The organism is Pseudomonas sp. PS01303 (assembly GCF_029959385.1).
Classification (GTDB): domain Bacteria; phylum Pseudomonadota; class Gammaproteobacteria; order Pseudomonadales; family Pseudomonadaceae; genus Aquipseudomonas; species Aquipseudomonas rustica.
This window is the reverse complement of sequence record NZ_JASCPK010000144.1, coordinates 1-15337: the sequence shown is the minus strand read 5'-3', so window position 1 is coordinate 15337 and position 15337 is coordinate 1. Positions and strand designations below refer to the sequence as shown.

Annotated in this window: 11 protein-coding genes and 1 pseudogene; 7 read left to right on the top strand and 5 right to left on the bottom strand. The window is 59.6% G+C overall.

Going from position 1 to position 15337, the window contains the following annotated elements; genetic code table 11:
* Positions 1-236: 236 nt before the first annotated feature.
* Positions 237-2039: an acyl-CoA dehydrogenase gene (locus QMX93_RS25665; protein WP_282358387.1), complete on the top strand. Its 1803-nt coding sequence runs from the start codon at positions 237-239 to the stop codon at positions 2037-2039.
* 201 nt (positions 2040-2240) lie between these two features.
* Here the strand turns inward: QMX93_RS25665 and QMX93_RS25660 are convergent, their stop codons facing one another.
* The 3 genes from QMX93_RS25660 to QMX93_RS25650 all read right to left on the bottom strand — a co-directional run bounded on the left by QMX93_RS25660 (position 2241) and on the right by QMX93_RS25650 (position 4807).
* Complete coding sequence (locus QMX93_RS25660; protein WP_282358386.1) at positions 2241-4178, bottom strand: methyl-accepting chemotaxis protein; 1938 nt, start codon at positions 4176-4178, stop codon at positions 2241-2243.
* Positions 4179-4277: 99 nt separating this feature from the next.
* Complete coding sequence (locus QMX93_RS25655; protein WP_053116699.1) at positions 4278-4580, bottom strand: cell division protein ZapA; 303 nt, start codon at positions 4578-4580, stop codon at positions 4278-4280.
* Positions 4577-4807, bottom strand: coding sequence for a hypothetical protein (locus tag QMX93_RS25650; protein WP_159811663.1), 231 nt, complete (start codon positions 4805-4807; stop codon positions 4577-4579). Before QMX93_RS25650 ends, QMX93_RS25655 begins: the two co-directional genes overlap by 4 nt.
* Before the next feature lie 275 nt (positions 4808-5082).
* On the opposite strand from QMX93_RS25650, the gene QMX93_RS25645 reads away from it, so the two are divergent.
* The 4 genes from QMX93_RS25645 to selO all read left to right on the top strand — a co-directional run bounded on the left by QMX93_RS25645 (position 5083) and on the right by selO (position 13626).
* Entirely contained in the window at positions 5083-6708 is a 1626-nt protein-coding gene (locus tag QMX93_RS25645; RefSeq protein ID WP_282358385.1) for a methyl-accepting chemotaxis protein, read from the top strand.
* A 275-nt stretch (positions 6709-6983) separates the two neighbouring features.
* Positions 6984-8726 (top strand): potassium/proton antiporter, encoded by a 1743-nt coding sequence (locus QMX93_RS25640; protein ID WP_212549893.1) that lies wholly within the window; start codon positions 6984-6986, stop codon positions 8724-8726.
* Between the two features lie 34 nt (positions 8727-8760).
* Positions 8761-12114 (top strand): mechanosensitive channel MscK, encoded by a 3354-nt coding sequence (gene mscK / locus QMX93_RS25635; protein ID WP_159811661.1) that lies wholly within the window; start codon positions 8761-8763, stop codon positions 12112-12114.
* A 48-nt stretch (positions 12115-12162) separates the two neighbouring features.
* Positions 12163-13626 carry a protein adenylyltransferase SelO gene (selO, locus tag QMX93_RS25630; protein ID WP_282358384.1) on the top strand — a complete coding sequence of 488 codons (1464 nt, stop codon included), beginning with the start codon at positions 12163-12165 and terminating at the stop codon, positions 13624-13626.
* Positions 13627-13632: 6 nt separating this feature from the next.
* On the opposite strand, the gene QMX93_RS25625 is transcribed toward selO, so the two are convergent.
* The gene (locus tag QMX93_RS25625) at positions 13633-14034 is read right to left on the bottom strand and encodes a transcriptional regulator (protein WP_053116693.1); all 402 of its coding nucleotides are present in this window, start codon (positions 14032-14034) and stop codon (positions 13633-13635) included.
* Positions 14031-14327: a type II toxin-antitoxin system HigB family toxin gene (locus tag QMX93_RS25620; RefSeq protein ID WP_053116692.1), complete on the bottom strand. Its 297-nt coding sequence runs from the start codon at positions 14325-14327 to the stop codon at positions 14031-14033. Before QMX93_RS25620 ends, QMX93_RS25625 begins: the two co-directional genes overlap by 4 nt.
* Positions 14328-14521: 194 nt before the next feature.
* Between QMX93_RS25620 and trxC the strand changes: the two genes are divergently transcribed.
* Positions 14522-14956, top strand: coding sequence for a thioredoxin TrxC (gene trxC, locus QMX93_RS25615; RefSeq protein ID WP_282358383.1), 435 nt, complete (start codon positions 14522-14524; stop codon positions 14954-14956).
* A gap of 151 nt (positions 14957-15107) precedes the next feature.
* Positions 15108-15242 (top strand): annotated as a pseudogene (locus tag QMX93_RS25610) (thioredoxin family protein); the annotation flags it as partial.
* Between the last annotated feature and the right edge of the window lie 95 nt (positions 15243-15337).

Sequence of the window (15337 nt, the reverse complement as noted above, 5' to 3'; positions counted from 1 at the left end):
GAGCCTGCTCGCGATAGCTATCTATCAGACACATTTGTTTGACTGACACACCGCTATCGCGAGCAGGCTCACTCCTACAAAAGATCAAAAGATCAAAAGATCAAAAGATCGCAGCCTTCGGCAGCTCCTACAGAAGGCTGCGATCTTTTGCTTCTGTATCACGCCCATCAATCATCCTGTTCAGCCTTTATCAGCAAGCCTAGACTCGGCCCAACCCCAATTTCAGGTAGGCCGCCATGTCCGAGACGCTGCTCAGTTCCCGCAATCTGGCTTTCGAGCTGTATGAAGTCCTCGATGCCGAGGGCCTGACCCGGCGTGAGCGCTTTGCCGAACACAACCGCGAGACCTTCGACGCTGCCATCGGCACCGCGCGCAATATCGCCGAGAAATACTTCGCCCCGCACAACCGCAAAGGCGACGAAAACGAGCCGCGCTACGAGGACGGCAAGGCGATTTTGATTCCCGAGGTAAAACCGGCGGTGGATGCCTTCCTTGAAGCCGGATTCCTCAACGCCGCGAGAAGTTTCGACGCCGGCGGCATGCAACTTCCTACATTGCTGTCGCAAGCCTGCTTCGCGCATTTCCAGTCGGCCAACGCTGCTTCGACCTCGTACCCGTTCCTGACCATGGGCGCGGCGAACCTGATCGAAAGCTTCGGCACTGAAGAGCAAAAGCAGCGCTTCCTGCAACCGATGATCGACGGCCGCTTCTTCGGCACCATGGCTTTGACCGAACCGCATGCCGGCTCATCCCTGTCGGATATTCGTACACGCGCCGAACCGGCGTCTGACGGCACCTATCGCCTCAAGGGCAACAAGATTTTCATTTCCGGCGGCGATCACCCGCTCTCGGAAAACATCGTACACATGGTGCTGGCCAAACTGCCGGACGCGCCGCCGGGGGTGAAAGGCATTTCGCTGTTCATCGTGCCAAAGTTTCTGGTCAACGATGACGGCAGCCTCGGCCCACGCAACGACGTGCTGCTGGCCGGGTTGTTCCACAAGATGGGCTGGCGCGGCACCACCTCCACCGCACTGAACTTCGGCGATAACGGCGAGTGTGTCGGCTATCTGGTCGGCGAACCACATCGCGGTTTGAGCTACATGTTCCAGATGATGAACGAGGCGCGGATCGGTGTCGGCATGGGCGCAGTGATGCTTGGTTATGCGGGTTATCTGTACTCGCTGGAGTACGCCCGCGAACGTCCGCAAGGTCGAGTGCCGGACAGCAAGGATCCGACTACCGCGCCGGTGGCGATCATTCAGCACGCCGACGTAAGACGCATGCTGCTGACGCAAAAATCCTACGTCGAAGGGGCATTTGACCTCGGCTTGTACGCCGCTCGCCTGTTCGATGACACCACGACGCTTGAAAGCGAAACCGAGCGTAAACAAGCGCAGGAATTGCTGGATTTGCTAACGCCAATCGTCAAATCCTGGCCATCGGAGTTCTGCCTGAAAGCCAACGAACTGGCGATCCAGATTCTTGGCGGTCACGGTTACACCCGTGAGTATCCGGTCGAGCAGTACTACCGCGACAACCGTCTGAACCCGATCCATGAAGGCACCCACGGCATTCAGTCGCTGGACTTGCTTGGGCGTAAGTTGGCGCAGAACGGCGGCGCGGGGCTGAAGCAGCTGATTCGCCTGATTGCCAATACGGCCGAACGCTCGACTGCGCACGATTCGCTGACAGCACTGCGTGAGCCACTGGAAAAACTGGTAGCACGCCTGCAAACCGTGACCATTGGTTTGCTGACGGATCTGGCGCAGGGCAAGGTCAACAGCAGTCTGGCGAACTCGGCGCTGTACCTGAAGGTATTTGGGCACGCGGTAATTGGCTGGCGCTGGCTGGAACAGGCGATTCGTGCGGAGGAAGGCTTGGACAAGGGCAATGCGGCCGATGCTGACTTCTATAAAGGCAAGTTGCAGGCGGCGCGGTATTTTCTGACGTGGGAAGTGCCGGGTTGCCACCATGAATTGGCGTTGCTGGAGGCGCGGGATGATACGTGCCTAGCGATGCAGGATGCGTGGTTTTAAAAACTTACCCTCACCCCAGCCCTCTCCCGGAGGGAGAGGGGCCGACCGGGGGATGCTTGAATACTCCATCGACCTGAAAGAGGCTCACCGAATCCATAATCGACTGGCGTTTTCAGGTCGATGTATAGCAAAAGACACCTCGGTCAGTCCCCTCTCCCTCCGGGAGAGGGCTAGGGTGAGGGGCTTGTCAGCCATAAACACTCAACTCAACCTGAACCCACCCATCTGCCGCGCCAAATCATCCGCCAGTTTCTGCAGCATCTGACAATCCTCGCGACAAGCGCGAACCTCCCCCGCCGTCGCCCGCGCCAGATCAGAAATCCCCTGCACGTTGCGGTTGATCTCCTCCGTCACCGCCGACTGCTCCTCGGTCGCCGTCGCCACCTGATGGTTCATGTCGCTGATGCGCTCGACCTGCCCGGTAATCGCGGTCAAAGACGCGCCCGTACGCTGACTCGACTCAACCCCGGTCCCCGTCGCCGCTTGCCCGGTACGCATTGACGACACCGCGTTCTCCGCGCCCTGCTTGAGGCTGCCGATCATTTGCTGAATCTCGTCAGTGGAGGCCTGAGTCCGCCGCGCCAACGTGCGCACTTCATCAGCAACAACGGCAAACCCACGCCCCATATCCCCGGCGCGCGCCGCTTCAATGGCCGCGTTCAGCGCCAGCAAATTCGTCTGCTCAGACACCCCGCGAATCACCGCCAACACCGAGTCAATCGATGCCACTTGATGCGCCAGTTCACTCACTGCGCCCGCCGCCAGGCCAATTTCGTCCGACATGCTTTCGATATGCCGGATCGACCCGCCAACATCTTCCCGCGCCTGCATCGCCTCATCCCGCGCAGTCTGCGAAGCGAGCGCCGCGTTGCCGGCGTTCTGCGCAATTTCCTGAACCGTCAGGCCCATCTCGTGAACCGCGGTGGCAACCATGTCAGTCATTTCCTGCTGACGACCGGAGCGCTCGGCAGTGTTCTCAACTACCTTCGCCACTTGCCCCACCGCCGTGCGCAGACGCTCGCTGGTGGTCAGCACTTCCGCGATCATTCCGCGCTGACTGTCGAGGAAGCGGTTGAAGCCGCGCGCCAGATCACCCAGCTCATCAGCACGGCTGGAATCTAACCGATGGGTCAAATCTCCCCCGCCGCTACCGATTGCTACCAGCGCCGCTGTTACCTGACGAATCGGTCGCACCAGCCCGCGCGCCAGCCACACCACCAAGGCCAGGCACACCAGCGCTACAGCCAGACCGATGCCGCCACTCATCCACATCGCTTTGCGCGCTTCGGCGTAGATTTGCGATTGCGGCACTTCGGCCACCAGCGTCCAGCCCAAATCACGCAACGGCAGGCTGAAGGCCAGATAGTCTTCGCCATCGCGCTGGAAGCTACTGTTCGCGGCAATTTTTTGACCCATGACCGCTTGCGCCGCCGCAGCACCAATCTGCTCCGTAAGCGTGCGTTTGCCACTGAACTGCGCTTCAGGATGCACCTGAATCAAACCGTCGGAACGCACGAGATAGACCTTGCCGCGCTCGCCGAAGCTGAAGTTGTGAATCAGCTCCGACAGCTCTTTCATGCTCAGCCCGAGACCGGCCACACCGACCACTTTGCCAGCCTGCTCCACCTTCAAATCGATAAACAGTGCCAATTCTCCGGTGGCGCCATCGTTGTCGATATTGAGGGTGCGCGACTGGTTGCTGTCGAGGAAGGAATAGAACCAGGCATCGGCCGGCTTGGTTCGACTGAGGGTGCGATCCAGGCCTTTTTCGGTGATGTAATGATTGGATTCGGTGCCGATGATCAAAGCCGTAAAAGCCTTGTGTTCGGCGCGGATGCCTTCCAGATACTGCGCGAAGCCCGCCGTTTTGCTGTTGTCTTCGCCAGACGCCAACCAGTCACGCACCATGGTGTTGCTGGCGATGTCTTTCGCGGCGGTAAGGGGCTGGACGAGGATGCGTTCGATGTCGTTGCGCGTCGCTTCAATGCTCGACGGCAAGGCTTGTTCGACCAGATAGCTCTGGGCGAGACGGTTGACCACCAGGGTATAAATGCCAACCACGATCAGGATACTGACCAGCAGAGCGGTGCCCATGCTGAGGATCAGTTGCCATTGGATACTGCGTCGCCACAACTGCATGGAGCACCCCCAAAGAATAAGTGGCGGAAGCAATGCAACAGCCGTGCCGATTGTATACAACCCGATCGACAATCTATTCTTTGGTTGTGCGCAACGCCGTCAACCCTGATTGATGGTCTTGGCGATGGTGTCGACCGTGGCGCTGACTTGCTCTTGGTAACGGTCGAGTTCTTCCTGATGCTGCTTCTTCATGTCGATCTGCTGCGAGCACAGATTCATCGCGGCCAGCACCAGCAAGCGATCACCGATCAGCGTCGGGTATTTGCGTTTGGTGTCGGCCAAAGCGGCTTTAAGCATCAATGCTGCGTCCAGCAGGGTCTGTTCTTCCCCGGCCGGTGCCTTGATCGAATAGTCCTCCCCGAGAATGGAGATGACTTTTACCCCTGCTGTGCCGTGGTTCATGCGCTGACGGGACCGGCGTTGACGCGATCAACCAGCGCCTGAATGCGGGCGGCGGTGGTGCCGTGCTTTTCTTCCTGTTCCATCAGGCTCAGTTGCAGGCTTTCGTTTTCATCCTTGGCCTGAGCCAGTTCGGTGGACAGGTTCTGATTGGTTTGCGCGAGGGTCTGGTTCTGCTGCACCAGGTCGCTGACGAGCTGTTCCAATTGGCTGAGGGATGCTTCCAACATTTTGATCTTCCAGGCATTTTCAAAGGGCGCGTACGATAAAGAAAAGTCACCACGGATGCCAGGGTTAAACCGGCGCAAGGCCTTGATTTTCCTGGCGGGCGAGCGTTCCCGCGAGCTTTAAAGACTGTGATTTGCCGATCTTGTTCCTGCACTTCGTCGCCGAGCGCCCTCTGCGACAAATACGCGCAGCCCCTCAAGACTTTAGTCGCATGACCGATAAGTCATCCATTCAGCAGTTTTAGCCCGCATGGATGCGGCCCTTCTCGGTACCCTCCATGTCCCTTCGCAATATGAACATCGCCCCGCGGGCGTTCACCGGTTTCGCCCTGATTGGCGCATTGATGTTGATCCTCGGCGTATTCGCGCTCAATCAGATGAGCAAAATTCGCGGCGCCACCGAAGACATCACCAACAGCAGCGTGCCGAGCATCAAGAGCCTCGACGAATTCACCCAACTGACCCTGCGCCTGCGGGTGCTGTCGTACCGTTTGCTGGTCAACCGCGAACCGGACGTGCAGCAGAAAACCATGGACTTGCTGGACATGCGCAACCAGCAGATCCGCAAGGCCCAGAGCGATTACGAGCCGTTTATCAGCAGCCCCGACGAACGTGCGGCGTACGATCAATATGTGCAGTTGCTGAGCCAGTACCGCCAGATCGAAGACCGGATGAGAACCCTGTCGCGCAACAATCAGGTGGATGAACTGCGCAACCTGCTCAACACCGACTTGCTGACCAACTCCGAAGCGGTCAACACCGTGCTCAACCGTTTGCTGGAGATCAATACCCGGCAAACCGTCGACACCAATCAGCAAGCGGCGGATCAATATTCTTCGGCGTTCGACCTGGTGGTCACCCTGCTGGTGATTGCGACTGGGCTGACGTTGTTGTTCGCCTGGTTGCTGACCGCCAGCATTACCAAGCCAATCGCCAAGGCACTGGAAGCCGCAGAAACCATCGCTGAAGGCAACCTGACGCAGCCGATTCAGGTCGATGGCAGCGACGAAGCCGGGCGCTTGCTGGCAGCGATGGCGAAGATGCAATCGAAGCTGCGTGACACTTTGCAGCGGATTTCCGGGTCGGCCACGCAACTGGCGTCGGCAGCGGAAGAACTCAACAGCGTCACCGACGAAAGCGCACGCGGCCTGGTGCAGCAGAACAACGAAATCGAACAAGCGGCCACCGCGGTCAACGAAATGACCAGCGCCGTGGAAGAAGTTGCGCGCAACGCGGTGAGCACCTCGGAAGCCTCGAAGAACGCCACGACCTCGGCCGGCGATGGCCGTGATCTGGTGCAGGAAACCGTCAGCGCCATCGAACGCATGAGCGCCGACGTGCAGAGCACAGCATCGTTGATCGGTGATCTGGCCAATGAATCCCGTGACATCGGCAAGGTGCTGGATGTGATTCGTGGTCTGGCGGATCAGACCAACCTGCTGGCGCTGAACGCGGCGATTGAAGCGGCGCGTGCTGGTGAAGCGGGTCGTGGGTTTGCGGTGGTGGCCGATGAAGTGCGCGCCTTGGCGCATCGCACGCAGCAGTCGACCAGTGAAATCGAGCGGATGATCGGCAGCATTCAGAGCGGCACCGAACACGCGGTGGATTCGATGCGCAACAGCACCGAACGCGCGGAGTCGACGTTGAACATTGCTCGCGGCGCGGGGATGTCACTGGATACGATCAACACTGCCATTGTTGAAATTAACGAGCGCAACCTGGTGATCGCCAGCGCGGCGGAAGAGCAGGCGCAGGTGGCGCGCGAGGTCGATCGTAACTTGGTGAATATTCGGGATTTGTCGGTGCAATCAGCGACCGGGGCCAATCAGACGAGCGCGGCGAGTAATGAGCTGTCGCGGCTGGCGCTGGATCTGAACAACATGGTTGGGCGGTTTAGCCTCTGACTCACTGATCAAAAGCAAAAGCACCCTCACCCCAGCCCTCTCCCAGAGGGAGAGGGGGAAAGGGAGCAGATTGGGGGCCTTTCAGATTTTGAGTTCGACTCGATATTGCAAGTCGGCGTACGTCGAACAGACACCTCGGTCAGTCCCCTCTCCCTCTGGGAGAGGGCTAGGGTGAGGGTTTTTTTGACAGCATCACATTTCAACAGGTTAGAATCGCTGGCACGCAGACTGCATGGTCAGTTTGTGCCCGTCTTTACGCTTCTGGAGTACTGCCTTTGAATGCGACGACCATCAACAGCCTGTTCTTGATCGGCGCGTTGCTGGTAGGTGCAAGCATTCTCGTCAGCTCACTCTCCTCCCGTCTCGGCATCCCGATTCTGGTCATTATCCTCGCAGTCGGCATGGCCGCCGGGGTTGATGGCGGCGGGATTATTTTCGATAACTACCCAACGGCCTATCTGGTCGGCAACCTCGCACTCGCGGTGATCCTCCTCGACGGCGGCTTGCGCACACGGGTCTCGAGTTTCCGCGTGGCGTTGTGGCCGGCGTTATCGCTGGCGACGGTCGGGGTGTTGATCACCACCGGGCTGACCGGCATGGCCGCCGCATGGCTGTTCGACCTGAACCTGATCCAAGGCCTGCTCATCGGCGCCATCGTCGGCTCGACGGACGCCGCAGCGGTGTTCTCCTTGCTCGGCGGCAAAGGCCTGAACGAACGGGTTACGGCCAGCCTGGAAATCGAATCCGGCAGCAACGACCCGATGGCGGTGTTTCTCACCGTGACCCTGATCGACATGCTCGCCAGCGGCCAGACCGGCCTGCACTGGAGCCTGCTGACCCACCTGATCCGCGAGTTCGGCATCGGTGGCGTGATCGGTCTCGGTGGCGGCTGGGTCATGCTGCAATTGGTCAACCGCATCAATCTGGCCAACGGCCTCTATCCGATTCTGGTCATTGCCGGCGGTCTGGTGGTGTTCGCGTTGACCAACGCCTTGCACGGCAGCGGTTTCCTCGCGGTGTATCTGTGCGGTCTGGTGATCGGCAACCGCCCGGTGCGCAGCCGTCACGGCATTCTGCACATGCTCGACGGCATGGCGTGGCTGGCGCAGATCGGCATGTTCCTTGTGCTGGGGCTGCTGGTGACGCCGCATGATTTGCTGCCGATCGCCCTGCCCGCCCTCGGTCTGGCGCTATGGATGATTCTGTTCGCGCGACCGCTGTCGGTGATGGTCGGTCTGCTGCCGTTCAAAGCCTTCCATGGCCGTGAAAAAGCCTTTATTTCCTGGGTTGGCCTGCGCGGCGCGGTACCGATCATTCTGGCGGTGTTCCCGCTGATGGCCGGGCTGCCGAATGCGCAGCTGTACTTCAACCTCGCCTTCTTTATCGTGCTGGTGTCGCTGTTGGTGCAGGGCACAAGCCTGCCGTGGGTCGCCAAATTGTTGAAGGTGACGGTGCCGCCGGAGCCTGCGCCGATTTCCCGGGCGGCGCTGGAAGTCCATGTCACCAGCGAGTGGGAGCTGTTCGTTTATAAGCTCGGCGCGGAGAAATGGTGCATCGGTTCACCCCTGCGTGAGCTGAAAATGCCCGAAGGCACCCGCATCGCTGCCCTGTTTCGTGGCCAGCAACTGCTCCATCCGTCGGGTAGTACGGTGCTGGAAGTCGATGATTTGCTGTGTGTTATCGGCCATGAACACAACTTGCCGGCCCTCGGAAAACTGTTCAGCCAGGCGCCACAACGCGGTCTCGATCTGCGTTTCTTCGGCGACTTCGTGCTCGAAGGAGACGCCCAGCTTAAAGCGGTTGCAGCGCTGTATGGCCTACCGGCCGAAGGCATCGATCCGGACATGACTCTGGGCGCCTTCATCGCGCAGAAAGTCGGCGGCGCACCGATCGTTGGCGACCAGGTCGAGTGGAACAACACCCACTGGACGGTTGCGGTCATGGACGGGAACAAGATCGGCAAAGTGGGCGTCAGATTCCCCGAAGGAAGTCGCCCGGGCCCCGGACTCTTCCTCTAAACTGCGTCCACTATCACTTGCTTGACCGGTCTCTATGCCTACCCTGCGCTCCTTTTTCGCCGCGGCCCTGCTGGGCCTGAGTCTTACTGTCGGCCCGCTGTATGCCGCCGAACCACCGTCCAGCGATGCCGTCCAGGCCAGCCTGGACAAACTTGCCGACAGCAAACTGCCGGATGCCGACAAAAAGACCCTGCAAACCGTCCTGCAGAACACGCTCAATCAGTTGAACAATCAGCGTGATTACGAGCAGAAACTGATCGACCTCAAGCAGCAACTGGCGACCGCGCCCAAGCAGACCATCGAAAACGCCCGCGAACTGACGCGCCTCAAAGCCACGACCGTGGTGCCGGTGGCGCAGCGTTTCCCCCGCGAATCGATCACGCAACTGGAGCAGATCCTCACCGACCGCTCCACCCAGCAAAGTGATCTGCAAAAAGCCCTGGCCGACGCCAACAGCCTGATCATCACCGCGCAGACGCGCCCGGAGCGCGCTCAGGCGGAAATCTCCGCCAGCCAGACGCGCATTCAGCAGATCAACAACATCCTCAAGTCCGGCAAGGACGCGGGCAAATCCGTCAGCGCCGAGCAGCGCGACCAGTTGAACGCCGAACTCGCCGCGCTGAACGCGCTGATCCCGTTGCGCCGTCAGGAGCTGGCCGGCAACAGCCAGTTGCAGGATCTCGGCAACGCCCAGCATGACTTGCTCTCGGAAAAATCCGACCGCCTCGACCGCGAGATTCAGGAGCTGCAGACCCTGATCAACCAGAAGCGTCTGGCGCAGTCGCAGGAAACCGTGACCCAGCAATCGATCGAAGCGCAGAAGGCCGGCGGCAGCAGCCTGCTCGCCAGCGAAAGCACGGCCAACCTCAAGCTCTCCGACTACCTGCTGAAAAGCACCGACCGCCTCAACGAAGTCACCCAGCAGAATCTGCAGACCAAACAACAACTCGACAGCCTGACCCAAAGCGATTCCGCCCTCGACGAGCAGATCAACGTGCTCAAGGGCAGCCTGCTGCTGTCGAAGATTCTCTATAAACAGAAGCAGGCCCTGCCGCGCCTGAAGGTCGACCGCGACCTCGCCGATCAGATCGCTGACATTCGTCTGTATCAGTTTGAAGTCAGCCAACAGCGCGAACTGCTCAGCAGTCCGACCACCTACGTCGACAACCTGCTCGCCACGCAGCCGCCGGAACAAGTCACCCCGCAACTGCGCAAAAGCCTGCTGGATCTGGCCAACACCCGCGCCGACCTGCTGGAGCGGCTGAACCGCGAACTGAGCGCGGTGCTCAACGAATCGATCACCCTGCAGCTCAATCAGAAACAACTGCTGAGCACCGCGCAAAGCCTGCGCGCGACCCTCGATGAGCAGATGTTCTGGATTCCGAGCAACAAGCCGCTGGATCTGGAGTGGATGCGCAGCGTGCCGGAGCGCCTCAAGCGTCAGGTCGACACACTGCCGTGGGCTTCAAGCCTCAGCGAATTGACTGATGGTCTGACCCAGCGACCACTGCTGTTCCTGCCGTTGGCGCTGCTGATCGGTGCCTTGTTGTGGCGCCGCAAAAGTCTCTACGGGCGCCTGAACAAGGTTCACCAGGACATCGGTCACTTCAAACGCGACAGCCAGTGGCACACGCCGCAAGCGATCCTGATCAACATTCTGTTGGCGATGCCGGTCGCGTTAGCGCTGGCCCTATGTGGTCTGGCCTTGCAGATCGACGCACGCGGACAGAACGCCAACATGGGCGCGGCGCTGCTGCAAATGGCGCAGGCGTGGCTGGTGTTTTACACCGCGTACCGGATTCTCGCGCCGGCCGGCGTGGCTGAACTGCATTTCCGTTGGGAGAAACCGCAGGTTGAATTCCTGCGCGGCTGGATCCGCCGGCTCGGTCTGGTGGTCATGGCATTGGTAACGATTGTCGCTGTTGCCGAACTGCAACCGGCGGCACTCGCCGACGACGTGCTCGGCATGCCGGTGGTACTGACTTGCTACGCCTTGATGGCGTGGTTGCTCAGCCGCCTGCTGATCAGCAGCCCGGCCCACGAAAACACTTCGCTGTTCCGCAAAGCCGTCGGCGTGATGTTCACGGTGCTGCCGATCGCCCTGTTCGTCGCGGTGTGCTTCGGCTACTACTACACCGCGCTGAAACTCAGCGACCGCTTGATCAACACCCTGTACCTGCTGATGTTCTGGCTGGTGATCGAAGCCACTTTCGTTCGTGGCCTGAGCGTTGCCGCACGGCGCCTGGCCTACCAGCGTGCGCTGGCCAAACGGCAGGCAGCGAAAGAGGCCGGCGACGGCGAAGCGGTGATCGAAGAACCGACCCTGGACATCGAAAAGGTCAACGAACAGTCGCTGCGCCTGATCCGTCTGGCCCTGCTCGGCGGCTTTATCGCGGCGCTGTATTGGGTCTGGTCGGATCTGATTTCGGTGTTCTCGTACCTCGACAACATCACCCTCTACGAATACACCAGCGGCACCGGCGCCAACATGAGCATGGTGCCGATCAGCATCGGCGACATGCTCGGCGCGTTGATCATCATCGGCATTACCTTCGCCCTCGCGCGCAACTTGCCGGGTCTGCTTGAAGTGTTCGTGCTGTCCAAGCTCAATCTGGCGCAGGGCAGTGCTTACGCGACCACGACGCTGCTGTCCTACGTGATCGCCGGTGTCGGTTTCGTCTCGACGCTGTCGACCCTCGGCGTCAGTTGGGACAAGTTGCAATGGCTGGTGGCGGCGCTGTCGGTCGGCCTCGGTTTCGGTATGCAGGAGATCTTCGCGAACTTCATCTCCGGCATCATGATCCTCTTCGAACGCCCGGTGCGCATTGGTGACACCATCACCATCGGCAACCTGTCGGGCACGGTGAGCAAGATCCGCATCCGCGCCACGACCATCACCGACTTCGACCGCAAGGACATCATTGTCCCGAACAAGACGTTCATTACCGGGCAACTGATCAACTGGTCGCTGACCGACACCATCACCCGCGTCACGCTGAAGCTCGGCGTCGATTACGGCTCTGATCTTGATCTGGTCAAGGAATTGCTGCTCAAGGCTGCCCGCGAGAACCCGCGCGTGCTCAAGGAACCCGAGCCGCACGTGTACTTCCTCAACTTCGGCGAAAGCACCCTCGACCATGAGTTGCGCATGCACGTGCGCGACCTCGGTGACCGTAACCCGGTGCTCGATGAGGTCAACCGCTTCATCAACCGCGAGTTCAAGAAGCAGCACATCAACATCTCGTTCCGGCAGATGGAGGTGTACCTGAAGAATCTGCACGGTCAGGAATACAAGATGGTGCCGATCGAACCGGAGACGAAAACCATCGTGCCGGTCGCCGACGATCAGAAACCGCTGCAAGAGCCGCCGCCGGCCAAACTCGACTAACCGGTCTATTCCCAGCAGAATGCTCGGACATTCTGCTGGAGCAGGCCCTTGAAAGCCCTCGACGAACTGACCTTCGACAATCGCTTCGCCCGCCTCGGTGACGCGTTTTCCGCCCACGTGCTGCCCGAGCCGATCGACAATCCGCGTCTGGTCGTTGCCAGCCCGGCGGCGCTGGCCCTGCTGGATCTCGATCCAGCCACCGCAGAAACTCAGGAATTTGCCGAACTGTTTGGCGGCCATAAGCTGTGGGCCGATGCCGAGCCGCGCGCGATGGTCTATTCCGGGCATCAATTCGGTGGCTACACGCCGCAACTGGGCGATGGTCGCGGCTTGTTGCTGGGCGAGGTCTACAACGCAGCGGGCGAGCATTGGGACTTGCATCTCAAGGGCGCTGGTCAGACGCCGTTTTCGCGTATGGGCGATGGTCGCGCGGTGCTGCGCTCGTCGATCCGCGAGTTCCTCGCCTCTGAAGCGCTGTTCGGGCTGAACATTCCTTCCTCGCGCGCAGCCTGCGTGATCGGCTCCGACACCCCGGTCTGGCGCGAAAAACAGGAACGCGCGGCGATGGTGCTGCGTCTGGCGCCGAGCCATATCCGCTTCGGCCACTTCGAATATTTCTATTACACCAAACGCCCCGAACAGCAGAAAGCACTCGGCGAGCACGTGCTGGCCATGCATTTCCCGGAATGCCTTGAGCAGCCGGAACCGTATCTGGCGATGTTCCGCGAGATCGTCGAGCGCAACGCCGAACTGATCGCCAAATGGCAAGCCTACGGCTTCTGCCACGGGGTAATGAACACCGACAACATGTCGATCCTCGGCATCACCTTCGACTTCGGCCCGTTCGCCTTCCTCGACGACTTCGACGCTAACTTCATCTGCAACCACTCGGATGATCAGGGCCGCTACTCGTTCAGCAATCAGGTGCCGGTCGGCCAGTGGAACCTCAGCGCATTGGCCCAGGCACTGACGCCATTCATCAGCGTCGAAGCCCTGCGCGAAACCCTCGGCTTGTACCTGCCACTGTTCCAGGCGCACTACCTCGACCTGATGCGCCGCCGCTTCGGCTTCACCAGCGCAGAAGACGACGACCAGAAACTGCTCGAAGATCTGCTGCAACTGATGCAGAACAGCGGCGTCGACTACACGCTGTTCTTCCGTCGACTTGGCGAGGACTCACCTCAGCAGGCAGTCGCTCAGTTGCGCGACGACTTCGTCGACATCAAAGGCTTCGACGCCTGGGGCGAACGCTACATCGCCCGGGTTGCCCGCGACGGCGCTGCCGATCAAGAACAGCGCCGCGCGCAGATGCACTCGGTTAACCCGCTGTACATCCTGCGTAATTATTTGGCGCAAAAAGCTATCGACGCGGCGGAGCAAGGGGATTACTCAGAGGTACGCCGACTGCACGCGGTGCTGAGCAAACCGTTTGAGGAGCAGCCGGGGATGGAAAGTTATGCCGAGCGGCCTCCGGAGTGGGGGAAGCATTTGGAGATTAGTTGTTCTTCGTGAGGCAAGCTAGATAAAGACGTCTACAGGCACCTTGAAGTGGTCCGCCAACCAGCGGACCTGCCGCAGGTTCAACTTGCGCTTGCCGTTCAGAATTTCGGAAACGACAGATTGGGTACCGACACCCGGCAGGTCGCTCTGGGTCAGTCCATGTTCGCGCATCATGTAGCCGAGGACCTCTTCGCCACTTGCCTCGGCCATGGGGTGATGCGTGCGATCCCATTCCGCAATCCAGTCAGTGATGATATCCACCAGACTCGTGAGTGGATGCGACTCGTCATCGCCGGTTATTTCGAGGATCTCGTCGACTGCCAGCACCAACGCATCGTAATCCTCTTCGTTCTTCGGTTTGCGAAGCAATGGAGAGACAAACTCCCAGTGCTCAGCAACCGTCTTGATCAAACTACTCATGGTTTTCCCTCTTTCCATTTGCCCCGATCGTATTCTCGATGGTCCAACACATGCTTGATGTAGAGCCTCTGAGATCGATAACTGACAAAGGCGATGAGCCTCAGTTTGTTGCCTCCAATGTCGAACACATGGAGATCACCGACCTTGTCGGTCGCAGGAAATATCGACTTCATTGCCGCGAAGTCCTTTGGATAACTTCTGCTTGCCAAACGAAACCACTGCGCTAGCGCGCTTGCCGCCTGAGGCCATTTTTCCCTGGCCACTCGAATGGGTTTTTCACTAAACACATGCATGCAACATCCTTATCGCATTCTGCTATGGGGAGTTAATCACAAACCAAAAATATCGCAAGTTGCGATACAGCTGAGCAGACCAGCGGGCTCGCCTGATCGCTTTCAGCCTAGGCACAACGCGAGAGTCTGCACGATTGAAAATATGAGCAAACGTCTCCAACTAGGTGTTATCAGCTCACTTGCGGAATTCACTCATGACCAACCCACTCCTCATCCCCTGCCCCGCCTGCAACGGCCTCAACCGCATCCCGTCCGAGCGCCTCGCCGATCAACCGAAATGCGGTCGCTGCAAATCCCCGGTGCTATTGAGCAAACCCTTCGAACTCAAGCAAGGCGATTACGCCAGTCAGATCAAGGGTGATCTGCCGTTGCTGGTGGATGTCTGGGCGGAGTGGTGTGGGCCGTGCAAGTCGTTTGCGCCGGTGTTCGAGCAGGCGGCGGCGCAGTTGGCGGGCAAGTGCCGGTTGGCCAAGCTGGATAGTGAGGCGAATCAGCAGTTGTCGGCGCAGTTGGGGATTCGCTCGATTCCGAGTTTGATTCTGTTCAAGAACGGCAAAGAGCTGGCGCGGCAGAGTGGCGCGTTGCCGTTGCCGCAGTTGCTGGCGTGGCTGCGTAGCCAGGGTATCTGACCCACCACTGAACCCCATGTGGGAGCGGGCTTGCTCGCGAAAGCGTTGGATCAGTCAACGGAGATGTCGACTGAACTGACGCTTTCGCGAGCAAGCTCGCTCCCACAGGGGGTTGGTTAGCTCGAAAAAAACAGTTGCCTTCGCTGAGGTCAAAGCGGCTGCGCAGTTGGGGATTCGCTCGATTCCGAGTTTGATTCTGTTCAAGAACGGCAAAGAGCTGGCGCGGCAGAGTGGCGCGTTGCCGTTGCCGCAGTTGATGGCGTGGCTGCGTAGCCAGGGTATCTGACCCACCACAAATCCAACTGTAGGAGTGAGCCTGCTCGCGATAGCGTTCGTCCAGCCAACATCTATGTGACTGACACACCGCTATCGCGAGCAGGC